Annotated in this window: 15 protein-coding genes; 6 read left to right on the top strand and 9 right to left on the bottom strand. The window is 65.6% G+C overall.

What is annotated here, in order from left to right:
* Positions 1-12: 12 nt before the first annotated feature.
* Positions 13-501: a PaaI family thioesterase gene (locus NNX34_RS08805; protein WP_255766143.1), complete on the top strand. Its 489-nt coding sequence runs from the start codon at positions 13-15 to the stop codon at positions 499-501.
* Here NNX34_RS08805 and NNX34_RS08800 read toward each other — a convergent pair.
* Positions 498-1,034 (bottom strand): dihydrofolate reductase family protein, encoded by a 537-nt coding sequence (locus NNX34_RS08800; protein WP_255766142.1) that lies wholly within the window; start codon positions 1,032-1,034, stop codon positions 498-500. The two genes, NNX34_RS08805 and NNX34_RS08800, sit on opposite strands and share 4 nt — an antisense overlap.
* A gap of 128 nt (positions 1,035-1,162) precedes the next feature.
* On the opposite strand from NNX34_RS08800, the gene NNX34_RS08795 reads away from it, so the two are divergent.
* Positions 1,163-2,296, top strand: coding sequence for an alkene reductase (locus NNX34_RS08795; protein WP_255766141.1), 1,134 nt, complete (start codon positions 1,163-1,165; stop codon positions 2,294-2,296).
* 67 nt (positions 2,297-2,363) lie between these two features.
* Here the strand turns inward: NNX34_RS08795 and NNX34_RS08790 are convergent, their stop codons facing one another.
* The 4 genes from NNX34_RS08790 to NNX34_RS08775 form a co-directional block, all read right to left on the bottom strand.
* Positions 2,364-2,606 carry a hypothetical protein gene (locus NNX34_RS08790; RefSeq protein WP_257794955.1) on the bottom strand — a complete coding sequence of 81 codons (243 nt, stop codon included), beginning with the start codon at positions 2,604-2,606 and terminating at the stop codon, positions 2,364-2,366.
* Entirely contained in the window at positions 2,603-3,877 is a 1,275-nt protein-coding gene (locus NNX34_RS08785; protein WP_255766140.1) for an inorganic phosphate transporter, read from the bottom strand. Before NNX34_RS08785 ends, NNX34_RS08790 begins: the two co-directional genes overlap by 4 nt.
* 165 nt (positions 3,878-4,042) lie before the next feature.
* The gene (locus tag NNX34_RS08780; RefSeq protein ID WP_255766139.1) at positions 4,043-6,049 is read right to left on the bottom strand and encodes an MFS transporter; all 2,007 of its coding nucleotides are present in this window, start codon (positions 6,047-6,049) and stop codon (positions 4,043-4,045) included.
* A 32-nt stretch (positions 6,050-6,081) separates the two neighbouring features.
* Positions 6,082-6,492 (bottom strand): Hsp20/alpha crystallin family protein, encoded by a 411-nt coding sequence (locus tag NNX34_RS08775; RefSeq protein ID WP_227921809.1) that lies wholly within the window; start codon positions 6,490-6,492, stop codon positions 6,082-6,084.
* Between the two features lie 300 nt (positions 6,493-6,792).
* Here NNX34_RS08775 and NNX34_RS08770 point away from each other — a divergent pair, with 300 nt between their 5' ends.
* Genes NNX34_RS08770 through glsA form a run of 3 tightly spaced genes read left to right on the top strand, consistent with a single transcriptional unit; the run spans position 6,793 to position 10,765 of the window.
* Positions 6,793-8,172, top strand: coding sequence for a glutamate decarboxylase (locus tag NNX34_RS08770; RefSeq protein WP_255766138.1), 1,380 nt, complete (start codon positions 6,793-6,795; stop codon positions 8,170-8,172).
* Between the two features lie 17 nt (positions 8,173-8,189).
* On the top strand, positions 8,190-9,818 hold the full coding sequence (gadC, locus tag NNX34_RS08765) for a putative glutamine/gamma-aminobutyrate antiporter GadC (RefSeq protein WP_255766137.1): 1,629 nt from the start codon (positions 8,190-8,192) through the stop codon (positions 9,816-9,818).
* Positions 9,815-10,765 (top strand): glutaminase A, encoded by a 951-nt coding sequence (gene glsA, locus NNX34_RS08760; protein WP_255766136.1) that lies wholly within the window; start codon positions 9,815-9,817, stop codon positions 10,763-10,765. Before gadC ends, glsA begins: the two co-directional genes overlap by 4 nt.
* On the opposite strand, the gene NNX34_RS08755 is transcribed toward glsA, so the two are convergent.
* The 3 genes from NNX34_RS08755 to NNX34_RS08745 are packed head-to-tail and all read right to left on the bottom strand — an operon-like array spanning position 10,762 to position 14,290.
* The gene (locus NNX34_RS08755) at positions 10,762-11,517 is read right to left on the bottom strand and encodes an IclR family transcriptional regulator C-terminal domain-containing protein (protein ID WP_255766135.1); all 756 of its coding nucleotides are present in this window, start codon (positions 11,515-11,517) and stop codon (positions 10,762-10,764) included. The two genes, glsA and NNX34_RS08755, sit on opposite strands and share 4 nt — an antisense overlap.
* Positions 11,518-13,398: a bifunctional sugar phosphate isomerase/epimerase/4-hydroxyphenylpyruvate dioxygenase family protein gene (locus NNX34_RS08750; RefSeq protein ID WP_255766134.1), complete on the bottom strand. Its 1,881-nt coding sequence runs from the start codon at positions 13,396-13,398 to the stop codon at positions 11,518-11,520. It lies immediately after the preceding gene.
* Positions 13,399-13,417: 19 nt separating this feature from the next.
* A complete protein-coding gene (locus NNX34_RS08745) occupies positions 13,418-14,290 on the bottom strand; it encodes a shikimate dehydrogenase (protein ID WP_255766133.1) in 873 nt (290 codons plus the stop codon).
* 201 nt (positions 14,291-14,491) lie between these two features.
* Between NNX34_RS08745 and NNX34_RS08740 the strand changes: the two genes are divergently transcribed.
* Positions 14,492-15,838, top strand: coding sequence for an MFS transporter (locus NNX34_RS08740; protein WP_255766132.1), 1,347 nt, complete (start codon positions 14,492-14,494; stop codon positions 15,836-15,838).
* 101 nt (positions 15,839-15,939) lie between these two features.
* On the opposite strand, the gene NNX34_RS08735 is transcribed toward NNX34_RS08740, so the two are convergent.
* A complete protein-coding gene (locus tag NNX34_RS08735) occupies positions 15,940-17,598 on the bottom strand; it encodes an AarF/ABC1/UbiB kinase family protein (RefSeq protein WP_255766131.1) in 1,659 nt (552 codons plus the stop codon).
* Between the last annotated feature and the right edge of the window lie 57 nt (positions 17,599-17,655).

The raw sequence follows: 17,655 nt of genomic DNA, 5'->3' as shown, positions 1-17,655 counted from the left end.
AGCCTAGTTGCCATGAGCGAGATTTTCACGCCGGGCCCTTCCGGCCATCAGGCGGACACCAACCCCCACAAGCAGGAACTTATCGACGCCGGTGTCCCGGAAGAGATGCATGACTGGTTGTCCGCGCACGGCGTGGGCCGGCTGGTGGCGAAGATGGGCATCCGTTTCCTCGAGATGTCGGCGGACCGGCTGGTGGCCACCATGCCGGTGGAGGGCAACGAACAGGTGGCAGGCATCCTCCACGGCGGCGCGCACCTGGTCCTCGCCGAGACCCTCGGCTCCTTCGGCGCCGGCATCCATGCCGGACCCGGACGGCACGCCGTGGGAATAGAAATCGGAGCCACGCACCACCGGTCCGCGTCCTCAGGTCTGGTCACCGGAACGGCCACGGCCGTGCACCTGGGCAACACCCTCACCACGCACGAAGTGGTTATGACCGACGAGGACGGCCGCAGGCTCTCCACGGCACGCATTACGAACATGATCCGGGAGTCCCGCTAGGGCTCCTGCCCGGCGTGGATCCCGTAACACAGCCGTACGCTGCCGTCGGCGGACGGCCGGGCGCTGAGCAGCAGCGCCGGCCGTTCCGCGGCGAGGGGCAGCAGCGGCCGGCCACTGCCGAGCAGGACCGGATGCACCACCAGGCGCAGTTCGTCCAGCAGTCCGTGGTGCAGGTACTGGCCCGCCAGGTCCACACCCCGCAGCCAGACGTCCCCGCCGTTGGCCGAGTCCGCGATGTCCGCCGCGAACTCCTCCACCGGACCGCGGACAAACATGATGTCCGCTCCGGCGACGGCGGGAAACTCGTGATGTGTGTAGACCCAGACAGGCCCGGGCGGACAGTCCCACGCGTCGGCGCCGCCCTCCCCTACCTGCCGCTGCAGCCGGCCGTAGGTCCCCGCCCCCATCACCACGGCACCGGCGTTCGCCGGTGATTCGGCCACCCGGAACCGGTGGTCCTCCGGCGGGCCGGCGTCGTCGTCGGCGGTGAATCCGTCAAGGGAAACCGAGGCGTAGTACACAGTCCGCACCATGCCGCCATGGTAGCCAGCCGGCGGCCGGACGGGTATGGGCTGCGCCACAGTCGGCGCCGCCCGCGGAATAGGTTGGCGGGGTACCGGGTTGCGCCTATGAACCCACACTGCCGCTGTCAGCGCTGCCTATGCAGGCGCGGGCAGCGGCAATCGATAGGAAGAGTTACTTAGTGAACCTGTTTTCCCCGATGACCGCCGGCAGCCTTGAACTGTCCAACCGCCTCGTGATGGCACCGCTGACCCGCCAGCGGGCCGGACGCGACGGCATCCCGGGCCCGATGATGGTTGAGCACTACAGCCAGCGCGCCTCGCTCGGCCTGATCGTCAGCGAAGGAACGTATCCCAGCCGTGAAGGGCAGGGATTCCCCGGACAGCCCGGGCTCGTGGACCCCGAGCAGCTGGCAGGCTGGCGCCGGGTCACCGACGCCGTGCATGAAGCCGGCGGCCGGATTGTCGCGCAGGTCATGCACGCCGGCCGGGTGACCCATCCGAACATCAACGGCGGCGTGGACCCCGTAGCCCCGAGTGCCGTGGGCGTGGACGGCATGTCCCACACCTACGACGGCAAGCAGGCGTACACAGTGCCGCGTGCACTGGAAACCGAAGAACTGGCGTCTGTGACCGCGGACTTCGTGCGCGGGTCCAGGGCAGCGGTGGACGCCGGGTTCGACGGCGTGGAGCTGCACGGAGCGAACGGTTACCTCCTGCATGAATTCCTCTCCCCGACGGCGAACCAGCGCACGGACAACTACGGCGGAAGCCCCGAAAACCGTGCACGGTTCGTCATTGAAACCCTTTCCGCCGTGGCGGCCGAAATCGGCGCCGACCGGGTTGGCCTGCGCATTTCGCCCGAACACAATGTGCAGGGCTGCCTGGAGATGGACCCGGAGGATGTGCTTGCCACGTACGGCGTCCTGCTGGATGCCGTAGCACCGCTCGGCCTCGCGTACCTGAGCATCCTGCACCGTGATCCCGCCGGCGAGCTGGTCCAGGCCCTCCGCACCCGCTTCGGCGGCAAGGTACTGCTCAACACGGGCTTCGGCCCCCTCACCACCCGCGAGGAAGCCCTGGCCATGATGGACGACGGACTGGGCGACGCCGTCGTTGTCGGCCGTCCGGCCATCGCCAACCCGGACCTCGCGCGCCGCTGGCAGGAAGACCTGCCGCTGAATACCCCGGACGCAACGACGTTCTACTCCTTCGGACCCGAGGGCTACACGGATTACCCGTTCTACGCCCCGGACCCGGCGTTGCAGAACTAGGCACCACCAACGTAAAAGGCCCGCAGGATCAGATGATCCTGCGGGCCTTTTTAGTGTTTCTGAGAGCCTAGCCGTGCAGCGCCGGGACAATCAGGTAAATCCCGAACAGTACCGCTGCGGCGCTTAGTGCGAAGCAGGTGAACGCTCCCGCCTTTGCCAGGGCGACGCGGTTGCGCGGGGTGGAACCGGTCTCAGCATCGAGCGAGACCGCGTACAGGCGAACCCCGAACGAATAGATGCAGACCACGGTCAGCGCGGCGAGAAGCGTGACGCCGAAGACCGTCAGGTAGTCCATCCAGTGGATGTTCATTTGGAACCTTCCTTGACCTTGACCCCGGCAGCGGTGCTTCCGCCCTTACCGGAGTTGTTGTTCTTGCCGGTGCTGCCGTTCTTGCCCTTGCGGTTGTTCTTGCCGCGGCGCTTCTTGATGCGGACTACTTCACCGGCATTTTCAATGTCGCTGACGGCGTTGTCGTGGTTCACCGGGCTGCGGCGGGACCACAGGAAGATGCCCAGGATGGTGAGGGTGCCGAGAATGGAGATCGCAACCACACCTGCGGTGCCGATGGACGCGATGAGCGCCGCAATGGCACCCATGACGGCGGCAGCGGGAAGCGTGAGGAGCCAGCCGGCACCCACCTTCCCTGCGGTGCCCCAACGGACCTCGGCGCCCTTGCGGCCCAGGCCCGAACCGATGACGGAGCCGGAGGCGACCTGGGTGGTGGACAGTGCGAAGCCCAGGTGGGACGAGGCCAGGATGGCAGCGGCCGTACTGGTTTCGGCAGCAAAGCCCTGTGCCGGCTTGACCTCGGTCAGGCCGGTTCCCATGGTGCGGATGATGCGCCAGCCGCCGGCGTAGGTTCCGGCGGCAATGGCAATGGCACAGGCTGCAACGACCCAGAAGGCGGGGCCGGTGCCGGAGGTCTGCAGGCCGCCGGCAACCAGGACAAGGGTGATCACACCCATGGTCTTCTGGGCGTCGTTGGTGCCGTGAGCCAGGGCGACCAGGGAGGAGGAGAAGATCTGGGCGTAGCGGAAGCCGCCGCGCTTGCGGGGCAGCTTGTTGCCCGAATCGGGATCATGCCGGCGGGTGATCCGGTACGCCAGCTTGGTGGCGAGATAAGCCACGAACAGGGCGATGCACGGAGCGATCAGCGCAGGCAGGACAACCTTGGACATCAGCACGGAGTAATCCACCGAACCGAATCCGGCGCCGACAATCGCGGCGCCGATCAGCCCGCCGAACAGGGCGTGGGAGGAACTGCTCGGCAGTCCCCGCAGCCAGGTGATCAGGTTCCAGATGACGGCGCCCATCAGGCCGGCGAAGATCATGACGGGGGTTATCTGGATCCCGCCCTCACCTTCCTTGATGAGTCCGCCGGAGATGGTTTTGGCTACCTCCGTGGAGAGGAAGGCACCTACCAGGTTGAGCACGGCCGCCAGGGCGACGGCCGTTTTGGGCTTGATGGCACCGGTTGCGATGGGGGTAGCCATCGCATTGGCGGTGTCATGAAAGCCGTTGGTGAAGTCGAAGAATAGTGCTAGCGCGATCACCAGCGCGACCATGAGGGTGAGGTCCACCGCATACCCTAACTAAAGACGAGTGAAAGAATCCGCGCAGCGGGACATAGCTCGGCACGTGTTTGGCTGCCGACGCCCGCTTTACGCCAGATTGATCGTATGCGCTTGGACAGGCGCGTACCAAAGCGGCAGATGTGCCCTTGGTCTCGCTGATGGGCGGCCCGGTCAGATCCTGAGGCCGGTGTGCGGTTCCCGTCCTCCGAGTTCCACGTCGATCACGGTGTCCGGCGCCGGGAGGACCACGGTCCGGGTGTGGGTGGTCCGGGCATCCGGTTCAATGACGCTAAGGACATACTCACCGGATCCGGGCAGGGGCAGCTCGTAGTTCCCCCTGCCGTCTGAACGGGCCGAGGCTGCTACCTCTCCGCCCGGCCGGACCAGGATCACGAGTGCATCAGCGACGGCGCGGCCGGCATGCCGGATCCGTCCCGTGAGGGCCAGCGGCCGGCGGAAATGGAGGTCGTGGTGTACCGCCGCACCCCGGATGGCCAGCACTTCCGAAACCGGCAGCCAGCTGGCCTGGCTCGCAACCATGACGTATTGTCCCTCGCCGGGAAGCAGGACGGCATAGCCGCCGTCCTGGTCCGTGCGGTCCCAGTCCACCGGACTGCCACCGCTGTCCAGCACAGTGACGGTGCCCCGGCCCACCGGCCTGCCGTCAGTGGCCGACAGCAGCCGTCCGCTGACCATGATCTCCCGTTTTTCCTCCGGTTGCGGCTGCCGTTGTGTGCCGTCGGCGTGCAGGTCCGGGTGCGTGGCCTCGTGCCGGCGGGACCGGGGAATCAGGCAGGCGACGCCGGCGGCGGCCAGTGCCGCCAGACCGGCCAACACGAAAATGGTCCGGAACGCGTCCAGTCCGGGAAAGGTGCTGCCGCCGATGGTTATTGTCAGCGAGGCCAGGACAGTGGCCACTGCTGCGCTGCAGGTGGAGGTGCCTACGGACCGGAGCAGGGTGTTCAGGCCGTTGGCTGCCGCTGTGTCGGTGAGCGGGACGTTGCTCATGATGATGGTGGGCATGGCGGCCATGGAGATTGCCGTGCCGATGGACACGATCACGGCCCCGGTGATGATTTGAGGAACCGTGTGCACGAAGAGGATGCGTGCCAGATATCCCGCTGCCATAACGGTGCAGCCGGTCACCAGCGTGACCTTGGCTCCGTACGTGTTGGTGATGCGCGCCGAGACCGGGGAAGCCGCCACCATGGCCAGCCCTGACGGGATCATGGTGAGGCCGGCCGCGAGAACGCTCAGTCCGAAGCCGTAGCCGGTCTCCTTCGAGAGCTGCAGCTGCTGCGTGGTGACCAGCATGTTCGCGTACATGGAAAAGCCCACCAGGACGGCTCCGATGTTGGTGAGCAGGACCGGGCGGAGGGCGGATGTCCGCAGGTCCACCAGGGGCTGTCCGTTGCGCAGCTCCGCCGGAAACCACAGTGCGAAGCAGACGGCGGCGGCGGCAAAAAGGCCCAGGATCGGGTAACTGGTCCAGCCCCAGACCCCGCCCTTGGTAATGGCCAGCAATACGGCGGTCATGGCGGCCGACAGCAGCAGGGCCCCGACGTAGTCAAACGGAGCCGGGTTGCGGACCTTCGACTCCGGGACAAAGACGACGACGGCGGCAATCACCAACGCGCCAATCACTCCCACCACCCAAAAGGTGCCCTGCCAGCCCAACCGTGCATAGACCAGCCCGGCAAGCGGCAGCCCCAGGGCGCTGCCGATGCCGAAGCTGGCACTCATCAGCGCAACGGCGCCGGCGATCTTCTTCTGCGGCAGGGTTTCCCGCAGGATGCTGATCCCCACCGGTATCACCGCACCGGCAAGGCCCTGCAGCCCGCGGCCGACCAGGGCCCACGTGAAGGTCCCGCCGATGGAGGCCGTGAAGGCGCCGGCAACCATCAGGGCCATGGCCACCAGCAGCATCCGGCGTTTGCCGTACATGTCCGCGAGCCGGGAGACGATGGGGGTTGCCACCGCTGCGGAGAGCAGCGTGACGGTGACCAGCCAGGACACATCGTCGGAGGTGACTCCGAAGATCCGGGGGTATTCCGGCAGCAGCGGAACCACCGCGGTTTTTTCAAGCGAGACCACTATGCCGCCGCAGCCCAGCGTGGCAATGACCAGCCAGTCCGGGAACGTCCGTGCGCCCTTGCGTGCTGCTGGCCGTTCAGTCATGCGGCTCCTTCGGCTTCAGCTCGGCGGCCGCCCTAGCCCCGCGAGATGGGAACCTTGGTTGACGATGGTCCAACCTCGGGGACCGGCACGCGCACCTCCAGCACGCCGTCGTTGTAGGTAGCCGTGACATTGTCCTGGCTGGCTCCGGACGGCAGCGCTATTTCGCGGGTGAATGACCCGTAACGGAACTCGGAACGGTAGCCGTGCCGTCCCTTGTGCTCCGTCTTTTCCTTCCGTTCCCCCTTGATATGCAGGACCCCGTCGCTCACCGTGACGTCCAGGTCCTGTTCCGGATTGATGTTGGGCAGTTCGGCCCGGATCACCATGGCCGAGCCGTCCTGGTATTCCTCGACGGGGAAGGCAGGAACCTCCCAGTCCCCCTCGAAGAATTTACGGACCTGGTCCGGCAGTTCAAAACGCTCGCGCCGTGCAAGGGAAGCCATGGATATCTCCTTCTCGATTGCCCGGTCCGGCGGCGTTGGAGCGCGGGAGCCGGGCAGGAATAAGCGGTCCGGCAAGGGTACGTCCGGCACCGGCCGGCCCTCAATGAAAGACCAGGAAAAAGCGCTGCCGGACACTGCCTTTACCGCCGTTTTGGGTCCGGAGCCGCGTAAACCGCGCCAAACCTAGCACCGGGTATTTGCCGCGCGTAGAGTTTTTCCTGCGCGCAGCCTTGGGGGGACCCACCGCCGTTCACTACGGCCTGATGCCGGTTGGCATATTGTCGATGAGAGGCTTCCAAAATGGTGCAGAAAAATCCTGATTCGCTTTCCGTCAATCCGCTTTTTGCCCGGCCGGGCGAGGAGACTGCCGCTCCGAAATTCCGGCTGAATGATGGTGAAATGCTGCCGGAAACGGCATACCAGATTGTCCATGACGAAACCATGCTGGACGGCAACGCACGCCTGAACCTGGCGACGTTTGTCAGCACCTGGATGGACGACCACGCGAACCGGCTCTACAGCGAGACGTTCGACAAGAACATGATCGACAAGGACGAATACCCGCAGACTGCGCAGATTGAGCAGAACTGCTGGCGGATCCTCGCCGATCTGTGGCATTCCCCCTCCCCGGAGAACTCCATCGGCACCTCGACGGTCGGTTCCTCCGAAGCCTGCATGCTGGGCGGATTGGCGTTCAAACGGCTTTGGCAGCATCGGCGCCGCAGCGAGGGAAAGCCTACTGATAAGCCGAACCTGGTGATGAGTTCCGCGGTCCAGGTGTGCTGGGAGAAGTTCTGCAACTACTTCGACGTCGAGCCGCGGCTGGTGCCCATCAGTGAAGAGCACAAATGCCTGGACGGCTTCGAGTTGGAGAACTATGTCGATGAAAACACCATCGGCGTCGTCGCCATCATGGGCGTGACCTACACCGGCATGTATGAGCCGGTAAAGCAGATCGCGGCCAAGCTGGACGAGATCCAGGCCTCCACCGGCCTCGACATTCCCATCCACGTGGACGGGGCGTCCGGCGCCATGATCGCGCCGTTCATCCAACAGGACCTGGAGTGGGACTTCCGGCTGGAACGGGTCCACTCGATCAGCACTTCCGGCCATAAATACGGCCTGGTCTATCCGGGGCTCGGCTGGGTGGTCTGGCGGGAACGGCAGTGGCTTCCGGAGGACCTGATTTTCTACGTGAGCTACCTTGGCGGCGATATGCCGACCTTTGCCCTGAACTTCTCGCGCCCCGGTGCACAGGTGGTCCTGCAGTTTTACTTGTTCCTGCGCCTGGGCCGCGACGGCTATGCACGGATCCAGCAGGCCTCGCAGGACGTTGCGCTGCACCTGTCCGGCGCGATCGCTGAGCTGGGCCCCTTCGAACTGTGGAACGACGGCTCCGACATCCCGGTGTTCGCCTGGCGGCTGAAAGACGGATACACGGACAAGTGGAACCTGTATGACCTGGCGGAGCGGCTCCGCACCAGGGGGTGGCTCGTGCCCGCCTATCCCCTGCCGGACAACCTCTCGAACCTGACGGTGGAACGGATTGTGGTCCGCAACGGGCTGAGTATGGACCTGGCAGAGAAACTGCTGGCGGATATCCGACGGGAAACCACGTACCTGGATCAGCTGAGTGCCCCGATGCCTCGCGAGGCGGAGCGTCCCGGATTCCATCACTAATCGAGGAGGTGGCCTAAATGAGCGATTCGAAGGCAGCAAATTCCCCCGCAGCGGATCAGCAGCGGGCGAAATCGAAGCAGAATGCCCAGATCACCATCGGCGCCCTGGCGGTGATGAACATTGTGGCCGTGGTCAGCCTCCGCGGGCTTCCGTCGGAGGCCGAGTACGGCCTGAGCTCGATTTTCTACTATGTCCTGGCCGCCGTCGTCTTCCTGATTCCGGTCTCCCTCGTGGCCGCGGAGCTGGCCACTGGATGGCCGGAGACGGGCGGCGTCTTCCGATGGGTTGGCGAGGCGTTCGGGCCGCGGTGGGCCTTCCTGGCCATGTTCATGCTCTTCATCGAGGTGACCATCTGGTTCCCCACCGTGCTGACGTTCGGCGCTGTGTCACTGGCCTACACCGGGGACAACCAGAACCTTGACGCGCAACTCGCAGGAAACAAGCTCTTCGTCCTCGCGGTGGTCCTGGTGGTCTACTGGCTGGCCACGTTCATTGCCTTCCGCGGTGCGAAGGCCTTCTCCCGGGTAAGCCAGTGGGGCGGCATCATCGGAACCATCATTCCGGCGGCCATCTTGATCGTCCTTGGCTTCTCCTATTTCTTTGCCGGGAACACCCCGCAGATCCAGCTGGGCTGGGGCGAACTCATTCCCGACTTCGGCAACTTCTCCAACGTGGTGCTCGCGGCGTCGATTTTCCTTTTCTACGCCGGCATGGAAATGAACGCGATCCACGTCAAAGAGGTCAAGAACCCCACCCGCGACTACCCGATCGCCGTGCTGACCGCGGCGGCAGGGACCGTCATCATCTTCGTGCTGGGAACCCTGGCCATCGCGTTCGTGGTGCCCCAGGCCGATATCAACCTCACCCAGAGCCTGTTGACCTCCTACAACGACATGTTTGAATGGGCCGGCATTGGCTGGGCTGGACCCATAGTCGCGTTTATGCTGCTGATCGGCGTCCTCGCCGGCGTAGTGACCTGGGTGGCAGGTCCGTCAATGGGCATGCTTGCCGTGGCGAAGGCAGGTTACCTCCCCCGCTTCTGGCAGCACACCAACAAGAATGGAATGGGCACCCACATCCTGTTCTTCCAGGCCTTTATGGTCACCGGCCTGGGACTGACCTACGTAGTGCTGCCCTCGGTTCAGGCCGCCTACCAGATCCTGAGCCAGCTGACGGTGATCCTGTACCTCATCATGTACATGCTGATGTTCGCTGCCGCGATTTACCTGCGCTACAGCCAGCCGAACCGTCCGCGGCCCTACCGGGTGCCCGGAGGCGACGTCGGCATGTGGATTATCGGCGGCGTGGGTTTCCTCGGTTCACTGATGGCTTTCGCCTTCAGCTTCATCCCGCCCGACCAGATTTCCGTAGGATCCCCGGAAGTCTACGTGGGCATCCTCGTGGGCGGGGCTGTGGTGATGGTCATCCTGCCGTTCCTTATTTATGCCTTCCGCAAGCCGCACTGGCGGGACCGGACCAGCGAGTTCGTTCCGTTCACGTGGCAGATTGAGCATTCGCATCCCGGGACGGTCTCGGAGTCCAGTGTTTCCACCCAACAGTTGACCAGGGAAGCGGAATCCTCCGGTTCGCCGGTGATGTTCTCGCACGACGACGGCGGCGGGCACGGCGGGAGCACGGCGGTATGACACTCGATGACGCCGCAATTGAATCGGCGGTCCGGACGGCGTACGCAGACCACCGAAACGACTCCGGGGGAAGGAACGCCAGCTACATCCCGTACCTGGCGTCCGTGAACCCGGACCTCTTCGGGGTTTGCGTGATGACCGCGGACGGAGCGTTGTTCGAAGCCGGTGACACAGGCTTCGAATTCGCCCTGGAATCCATTTCCAAGGTGTTCTCCATGGCGTGGGCCATGGAACAGGTGGGGCTGGAAACCTTCCAGGAAAAGGTCGGTGCGGATCCTACCGGGGAGCCGTTCAACTCGGTGATTTCCGTTGTCCTGCACGGTGACACACCGGTTTCGCCCTTGGTCAATGCCGGGGCCATGTCCACGGTTTCCCTGATTCCCGGCGACAACGCCGAGGATCGGTGGGAGGCGATCCTGCAGGTCCAGAGCGCATTTGCCGGCCGGAGAATCACGCTGAGTGACGAGGTGAATAACTCCGAACAGTCCACCAACTTCCACAACCGGGCGATTGCCTGGCTGCTGTACTCGGGCGGCACCATGTATTCGGATCCGATGGAAGCGTGTGATGTGTATACCCGGCAGTGCTCTACCCTCGTCACCGCCCGTGACCTGGCGGCCATGGGAGCCACCATCGCCAACAAGGGAATCAATCCCTTGAGCGGGGACCGGGTGGTGCAGGCTGCCAACATCCCGGCCATGCTGGCCGAGATGACCATGGAAGGGATGTATACCGCCTCCGGTGACTGGGCCTACCGCGTGGGACTGCCGGGAAAGTCCGGCGTGGGCGGGGGCATCCTGGCCATCATGCCCGGCAAGCTGGCGATTGCCGGGTTTGCGCCGCCGCTGGACGAGGTGGGCAACAGCGTCAAGGCACAGCGTGCGGTGGCCCAGGTTGCCGCGGCGCTGGGCCTGAGTATCTACAAGGCCACCGAGTACAGCGACTAGCCCAGGTCCCGGCCTATCCGGTCCGCGGCGGCGCGCAGCGGCGGAAGCACGGTCTCCTCCACGCGTTCGGCGCTGTGCAGCTGCAGCGACACGTTGGCGGCCGCGACCACTGTGCCGTCGCCGCTGCGGACCGGAACGGCCACGCCCCGCAGGCCGTCCTCCAACTCATCAGCCACCCGTGACCAGCCCCGCTCGCCGGTCTCCCGAACGGACGCCCTCAGCTCCTGGATGGTGCGGACGGTGCGCGCGGTGTAAGGCATCAGTTCCACGGTGCTGAAATAGGCTTCCTGCTCCGCCTCGGGCAGGGACGCCAGCAGCACCCTGCCCATCGAAGTGGCCCAGGCCGGGAACCGGGTCCCGACGTTGACCGCCACCCGCACCAGCCGGGGGGAAGTGATCCGCGAAACATAGACGACGTCGGTCCCGTCCAGGATGCAGAGCGACGTTGTCTCGCCCAGGTCAACGGAGAGCTGCTTCAGGTGCGGCTCGGCCGCGTGCGGCAGGGAAAGATGCGCCAGGAACGAGGACCCGATGTCCAGGGTCCTCGGCGCCAGGCGGAAAGTGGTTCCGTCAAAGCCCAGGTAGCCGAGGTCCCGGAGGGTGAGGAGGAACCGGCGCGACGCAGCCCGGCTGATGCCTGCCGCCGCGGCTGCGGAGCTGACCGTGTGTTCGGGCACGTTCAGCGTGAAGGCGCCCAGCACAGCGAAGGCCTTCTCCACCGATTTCACGTAATAGCCGTCTGCGCCCTCCACTTAACGCGCTTTCGGTTCCCCGCGGGAAGCCAGGTACTGGGAGGCCAGCCGAACGGGTGCATTGGGTGCACCGTAACCTTCGTACCCGCCCCGCCGCTCCACCACTTCGAAGAACACGTTGCCCACGGTGCCCGTGTAGAAGTGCAGGAATTCGCCGTCACCGTCGCGGTCATAGAGCAGGTTCAGCCCCTGCAGTTCCGCCAGGAACCCCGGATCAAGCCGGAAGCGGGCTGCCAGGTCCTCATAGTAATTGGCCGGCACCGGCAGGAACCGAAGCCCCCTTTCGGCCGCCTGGCGGGCGGTGGCGACCAGATCGGTGGAGGTGAAAGCGACGTGCTGGGGGTACTCCGCGCCGCCGGGCCCGGATTCCACGATCAACGGAGCAATGTTCAACGCCAGCCGCACCCCGCCGTCGGCGCTGCGCATCACCTGGCTGCGGACCAGGCCCATGGGACTGGGGACTTCCTGCGAGGCGATAGGGGTCAGCGAAAGCGTGGACTCGTAGAAGAGCACCGCTTCGTCGAAGTGCTGCCACGGCTGGGACAGGTTGATGTGGTCAATGGCCGAAATCAGCGGCTGCGTCGGTTGCCCGGCGGTTTCCCCGGGGCCGGGCGTCGCCGCGGGTCCGAACTCGTCCGCCCACGCGGCAGTGCCGTCGGCGGTGGCTTCGCAGAGGAAGACCTCCGTGGAATCCGGGGCAAACACGGCCTGGAGCACCTGCTCATCCGCCTGGCTGCGTCGGCTCACCGGCCGGGCCCGCAGCTGCACCGCGCGGGAAGCTGCGGCCTGCGGGTCCTGCACGTCCAGCCCGAGTGCGGAAATGCCCGGTTCCATCCCGCCGGCCTGCTGCCCGTTGATGATCACCCGAGCCGTGCCGGAGGTCCACAGCTGCACGGGTTTGGTCCGGTGCCGCCCGGCGAAGGTGAAGCCCAGCTGGTGCAGGAGCGCGGAGACCGTGTCCGGGTTCCCGGCCTTGACCTCGGCGAAGTTGAACCCGGTGGGCTCGGCCACGCTCGGCAGGGTCGCGAGGGACATCGGATAGTGCGCACTGCCGTCGTGCTGCAAGAGGTACGACGCCGTGCGCTCCTCCAGCCAGATAAGGGACCGCATCGCGTCCACCGCGGTGCGGTCCTCGGCGGTCTGCCGGAACACGTCGTTGAAGATCTCCAGGGACACCGGTCCGTCATAGCCGCTGCGGACCAGATGGGCCATGAACCGCACCAGGTCGAACGCGCCCTCACCGGGGAAGACCCGGTAGTGCCGGCTCCAGGAGAGGACATCGAGGGATAGTTCGGGCGCGTCGGCGAGCTGGACGAAGAAGATTTTCTCCGCCGGGATTTTTTCGATCGCGGCCGGGTCCCAGCTGCGGGAGAGGATGTGGAAGCTGTCCAGGCAGGTGCCGATCTGCGGGTGGTCGGCCAGGTCCACTATGCGCTGGGCATGCTCGAAGTCATTTACGTAGCGTCCCCAGGCGAGTGCTTCGTAGGCGACCTTTACCCCGTAGCCGGCCGCCAGTTCACCCAGCCGGCGCAGCTGGTCCGCCGCCGCGGCGTCGTCGTCGATGGTCGCCGTGCCCACGTTGCTGCACAGCAGCATGGTTTCGATCCCGAGGCGGTTCATCAGTTCGAACTTTGCCCGGGCGCGGTCCAGGTTGGCTTCGAGCAGGGGGTCCTCGACGCCTTCAAAGTCCCGGAACGGCTGGTACAGGTCCAGGGTCAGTCCCAGGTGGGCCGCCAGGGCGCGGATCTGCTCCGGGCTGGACGGAGAGACCAAAAGGTCCGGTTCGAAGATTTCGACGCCGTCGAAGCCTGCATCGGCGCAGGCCCGCATTTTCTCTTCGAGCGTCCCGCTCAGGCAGACGGTGGCAATTGACGTGCGCATGGTGCTCCGGTCCCGGCCCTCAGCGGCCCTGGCTAATCAGTTCGTGGAAGTGGGCGAGCATCCGTGCCGCGTCGGGCCGGATGCCGGTAATCAGTTCAAAGGCATCCACGGCCTGGCCCACGGCCATCCGGCCGCCGTCCAGCACCCGGCAGCCCCGCGCCTGGGCGCCGCGGATCAGTTCCGTTTCCACCGGACGGTAGACGACGTCGGCCACCCACTGGGAGGAGTTGAGCAGGTCCAGGTCCACGGCAAGGCCTGGATGGGAATGCATCCCCACCGGAGTGGCATGGACCAGGCCGTCGGCACCGGGCAGGACGGCGGGGAGGTCAGCGGGCGTGCCGGCGCTGATCCGCTGGTCCGGGAAAAGCCCGGACAGCGCGGCTGCGCGTTCTGCGGCACGATCGGGGTCCAGGTCCAGCAGGGTCAGCTCGCCGGTTCCGGCTTTGAGGAGGGCGTAGGCCACGGCGGCGCCGGCACCACCCACGCCCAGCTGGACCACCGAGGCCAGCGCGGCATCCGGAAGTCCGCCGGCCAGCGCCCCGCCGAAGCCGGAGAAATCGGTGTTGTGCCCGATGAACCGGCCGTCCCGGATCAGGACCGTGTTTACTGCGCCGAGCCGCTCGGCGTCGTCCGACACAACATCAAGTTCGGCCAGGACCAGCTGCTTGCAGGGATGCGTCACGTTGAAGGCATTGAAACCCAGGTCCCGGCCTGCGCGAAGCAGCGCTCCGACATCGGTGCCCGGGCGGCCCAGCTGAGTGAGGTCAATCGGCCGGTAAATGTACCGGAGCCCCTGGTGATCGGCCTCCCTTTCATGCATGGGCGGGGTAAGGGAGGCGGTGATGCCTTCCCCGATCAACCCGACAATGAATGATTCCTCGGTGCCGCTCATGGCGCTGTTCCTTCCGGTGCCTACGTGCGGGCGGCAGTGCCTTTCGAACACGCAGGACACATATGCGCCGCTGCTTGCCGGACCCTTAGCTGTGGGCTACATTACTTCAAGCGTACGGACAATGCACACAAGTGCGTATAGCGCACACCGCCCCGGAGTTCCGTACCCCCCCCCACCACAGCCCACGTCAGGAGAGATGCAATGGACGCATCCGCCCCCGCTGGACCAGCAACGGGCAAGACCCCGCGCAAGGCCGCCACTGCCAGCTTTATGGGCAGTGCCGTCGAGTACTACGACTTCTTCATCTTCGGTTCCGCTGCCGCGCTCATTTTCCCGCGCGTGTTCTTCCCGGACGCCGACACCCAGGCCAGCGTCATGTCGCTCGCCACCTTCGGCTTCGCCTATATTGCCCGTCCGGTCGGCGCCGTCATTCTCGGGCATTTCGGTGACCGGGTGGGCCGCCAGAAGGTCCTGATGTTCACCCTCCTGCTGATGGGCGGAAGCACCTTCCTGATCGGCTGCCTGCCGGACTTCAATACGATCGGCTGGTGGGCTCCGGTCCTGCTGGTCTTCTGCCGCCTGATGCAGGGACTTTCCGCCGCAGGCGAGCAGGCCGGTGCCAGTTCCATGACCCTGGAACACGCGCCGGACAACCGCCGCTCGTTCTTCACGTCCTGGACACTGACAGGTACCCAGGGCGGGCAGATCCTTGCCGCACTGGTGTTCATCCCCGTGGTTGCCCTGCCGGACGACATCAAATACGGCATCGGCTGGCGCATTCCGTTCTGGCTGAGCGCCGTGGTTGTCGTCGTCACCTACTTCATCCGCCGCTCGCTGCATGAAACCCCCACCTTCACGGAGGCCAAGGAACGCAACGAGATCGCGAAGCTGCCGGCAGGCGTCCTGCTGAAGGACCACTGGCGCGACGTACTGCGGGTCATCTGCTGCGCCTTTATTGCAGCGGTTTCCACCGTCTACGGGACACTGGCCATCAAGTACGGCACCGAGGTAGGCAACGTGGACGCGAACATTACGCTCTGGCTCGTGGTGGCCGGCAACGTCTTCGCACTGTTCACGCAGCCGCTGTTCGGCCGGCTGGCCGACCGGATCGGCCGCCGTCCGGTCTTCATCTACGGCGCACTGTCCAGCGCGGTGATCATGCCGTTCTACCTGCTGTCCATGGAGTCCGGTAACACCCTGCTGCAGTTCGCCCTCTCCGTGGCGGTCTTCTCCTTCGGCTACGCGGCGGCGAACGCTGTCTGGCCGTCGTTCTACGGAGAGATGTTCAGCGCCAAGGTCCGATTCTCGGGCCTCGCCATCGGCACGCAGCTCGGCTTCCTGATGGCCGGTTTTGCACCGTCCATCGTTGCTGCCATCGGCGGACTGGAGCCCGGCGGATGGCTGGTGACCAGCGTATTCACCGGCACTATCTGCGCCATCGCCGCCATTTCCGCCCTCACCGCCAAGGAGACCGCGCACACCCCGACGGCGGAACTGGGCCTGAACCTGGCCAAGGCCGCCGCGCCGGTGCGCCCGGCCACGGCATAGGGACGGCAAGCACCAGTACAAGCACAAGCCAACAGGGCCGGGGCGGGAACTTTTCCCGCCCCGGCCCTGTGCCGTCTGCAGCGGTGCCATCTGCCGCAGTGTCACATACCGCGCAGCCGCGCCCGGCGCGAAGTCCAGGCGATGTATCCGCCCAACGCCCCCGTAGACGCGAGCCCGGCACTCATCAGCGGTGCCTGCCACGATTTCCAGCGGGACGAATCACCCAGCGTCAGCTCCCCCACTCCACGAATAAACGCCGACGCGAAGATTGCCGCCACCAGCCGGTTTCCCACGCGCTCCAGCCGCATCACCAGCGGAAGCAGTTCCTCGCCGCGGAGGTGGACCTCCACCCCCTCGATCTCCAGGGTGCTGAGCAGCCGGCGGGCCTGGTCCGGCAGTTCGGCACCCAGCTCCAGGACCTCCGTTCCGGCACGGCCGAGCCTGCGGGCATAGTTCACCGGGTTCAGCTGCTGCAGTGCCATCCTGCGCGCATAGGGGCCCAGGGTGGGGCCGAGCCGGAACTGGGGATCCAGCACCTCGCCCATGCCTTCGGTCATGATCAGCATCCTCAGCAGCAGCGCCATTTCCCGCGGCAGCTGGATGTGGTGCGTGCGCAGGATGCCCAGCCCGGTTGTAATGATGGTTCCCACCGGTGCCGACGCCAGGTCCTTGCCGGAATACAGGCGGATCAGCGGACCAAGGTCCATCCTGAGCTTCACGCGGTTCACCCGCATCCCGGAAGCATTGATCCGGACCAGCGCATTGGTGATCCGCTCCGGATCCTTGCGCACAATGCCGATGAACAGGGCCGACAGCTGGCTGCGCAGCTTCTCGTCCACCTCGCCCACCATGCCGAAGTCGATCAGTCCAACCCGGCCGCCGGGCTCCACGAAGAGGTTTCCCGGGTGCGGGTCGGCATGGAAAAACCCGTCATCGAAGACCATCTTCATTTCGACGCGTGAAGCAGCCACCGCCAGCGCCGGACGGTCGATCCCGGCGGCGTCGAGAGCGGCAACGTCCGTGACCTTCATTCCGCGGATCCGGTCCATCGTCAGGACACGGGAGGTGCTGTGGTCCCAATAAACGTAGGGAATGGTTATCGCAGCGTCGTCTTCGAAGTTGGCCCGGAACCGGTCCGCGTTGCGGCCTTCCTGGAGATAGTCCAGCTCCGAGCGAAGCGTGGAGGCGAACTCGTCCATCAGTCCGGTGAGGTCGTAGTCGCGGGCGGCTTCCCAGCGTTTGCTGGCCGCGTTGGCCAGGTTCTGCAGGATTTCCAGGTCCTGTTCCACCTGGGCAGCGATCCCGGGCCGGCGTACCTTGACCACCACCTCCGTGCCGTCCTTCAGGACGGCGGCATAGACCTGCCCGATCGAGGCGCTTGCCATGACCGTGGTGTCGAAGGACCGGAAGACCTCCAACGGGTCTCCGCCCAGTTCCTGGTGCAGCTCGTCCTTGATCTGCGGCCACGGGACCGCTTCGGCGTCATCCTGCAGCTTCGCCAGTTCGCTCTGGTAGTCCGGGGGCAGCAGGTCCGGACGGGTGGAGAGCAACTGGCCCATCTTCACGTACGTGGCACCGAGCTCCTCGAGGGCCGTACGCAGGTACTCCGGACGGGTGCGGGGTTTGCCTCCCGCCTCGGCCGCGTGCTGGCGGCGGAACGGCAGCCTGCCCTCCAGGCCAAGGGCGGACACCAGGAAGCCAAGGCCGTTGCGGGAGAGGATCTCGGCGATCTGCCGATAACGGTCCAGCTGGCTGATCATTGGTCTGCTCCGTCCGCGAAGGCTCGGTTCTCCGCTGCTGTTCGCTAACGAAACACT

This window comes from Arthrobacter sp. zg-Y1116, assembly GCF_024385485.1.
In the GTDB taxonomy this organism is placed as follows: domain Bacteria; phylum Actinomycetota; class Actinomycetes; order Actinomycetales; family Micrococcaceae; genus Arthrobacter_B.
Note: the sequence above shows the minus strand (reverse complement) of the source record. Positions and strands in the feature narration are given on the sequence as shown.

Bases quoted from the DNA above. Each gene is read 5' to 3' on its own strand.
- NNX34_RS08805 (WP_255766143.1), top strand. From the start codon at position 13: ATGAGCGAGATTTTCACGCCGGGCCCTTCCGGCCATCAGGCGGACACC.
- NNX34_RS08800 (WP_255766142.1), bottom strand. From the start codon at position 1,034: ATGGTGCGGACTGTGTACTACGCCTCGGTTTCCCTTGACGGATTCACC.
- NNX34_RS08795 (WP_255766141.1), top strand. From the start codon at position 1,163: ATGCAGGCGCGGGCAGCGGCAATCGATAGGAAGAGTTACTTAGTGAAC.
- NNX34_RS08790 (WP_257794955.1), bottom strand. From the start codon at position 2,606: ATGAACATCCACTGGATGGACTACCTGACGGTCTTCGGCGTCACGCTT.
- NNX34_RS08780 (WP_255766139.1), bottom strand. From the start codon at position 6,049: ATGACTGAACGGCCAGCAGCACGCAAGGGCGCACGGACGTTCCCGGAC.
- NNX34_RS08775 (WP_227921809.1), bottom strand. From the start codon at position 6,492: ATGGCTTCCCTTGCACGGCGCGAGCGTTTTGAACTGCCGGACCAGGTC.
- NNX34_RS08770 (WP_255766138.1), top strand. From the start codon at position 6,793: ATGGTGCAGAAAAATCCTGATTCGCTTTCCGTCAATCCGCTTTTTGCC.
- gadC (WP_255766137.1), top strand. From the start codon at position 8,190: ATGAGCGATTCGAAGGCAGCAAATTCCCCCGCAGCGGATCAGCAGCGG.
- glsA (WP_255766136.1), top strand. From the start codon at position 9,815: ATGACACTCGATGACGCCGCAATTGAATCGGCGGTCCGGACGGCGTAC.
- NNX34_RS08750 (WP_255766134.1), bottom strand. From the start codon at position 13,398: ATGCGCACGTCAATTGCCACCGTCTGCCTGAGCGGGACGCTCGAAGAG.
- NNX34_RS08745 (WP_255766133.1), bottom strand. From the start codon at position 14,290: ATGAGCGGCACCGAGGAATCATTCATTGTCGGGTTGATCGGGGAAGGC.
- NNX34_RS08740 (WP_255766132.1), top strand. From the start codon at position 14,492: ATGGACGCATCCGCCCCCGCTGGACCAGCAACGGGCAAGACCCCGCGC.
- NNX34_RS08735 (WP_255766131.1), bottom strand. From the start codon at position 17,598: ATGATCAGCCAGCTGGACCGTTATCGGCAGATCGCCGAGATCCTCTCC.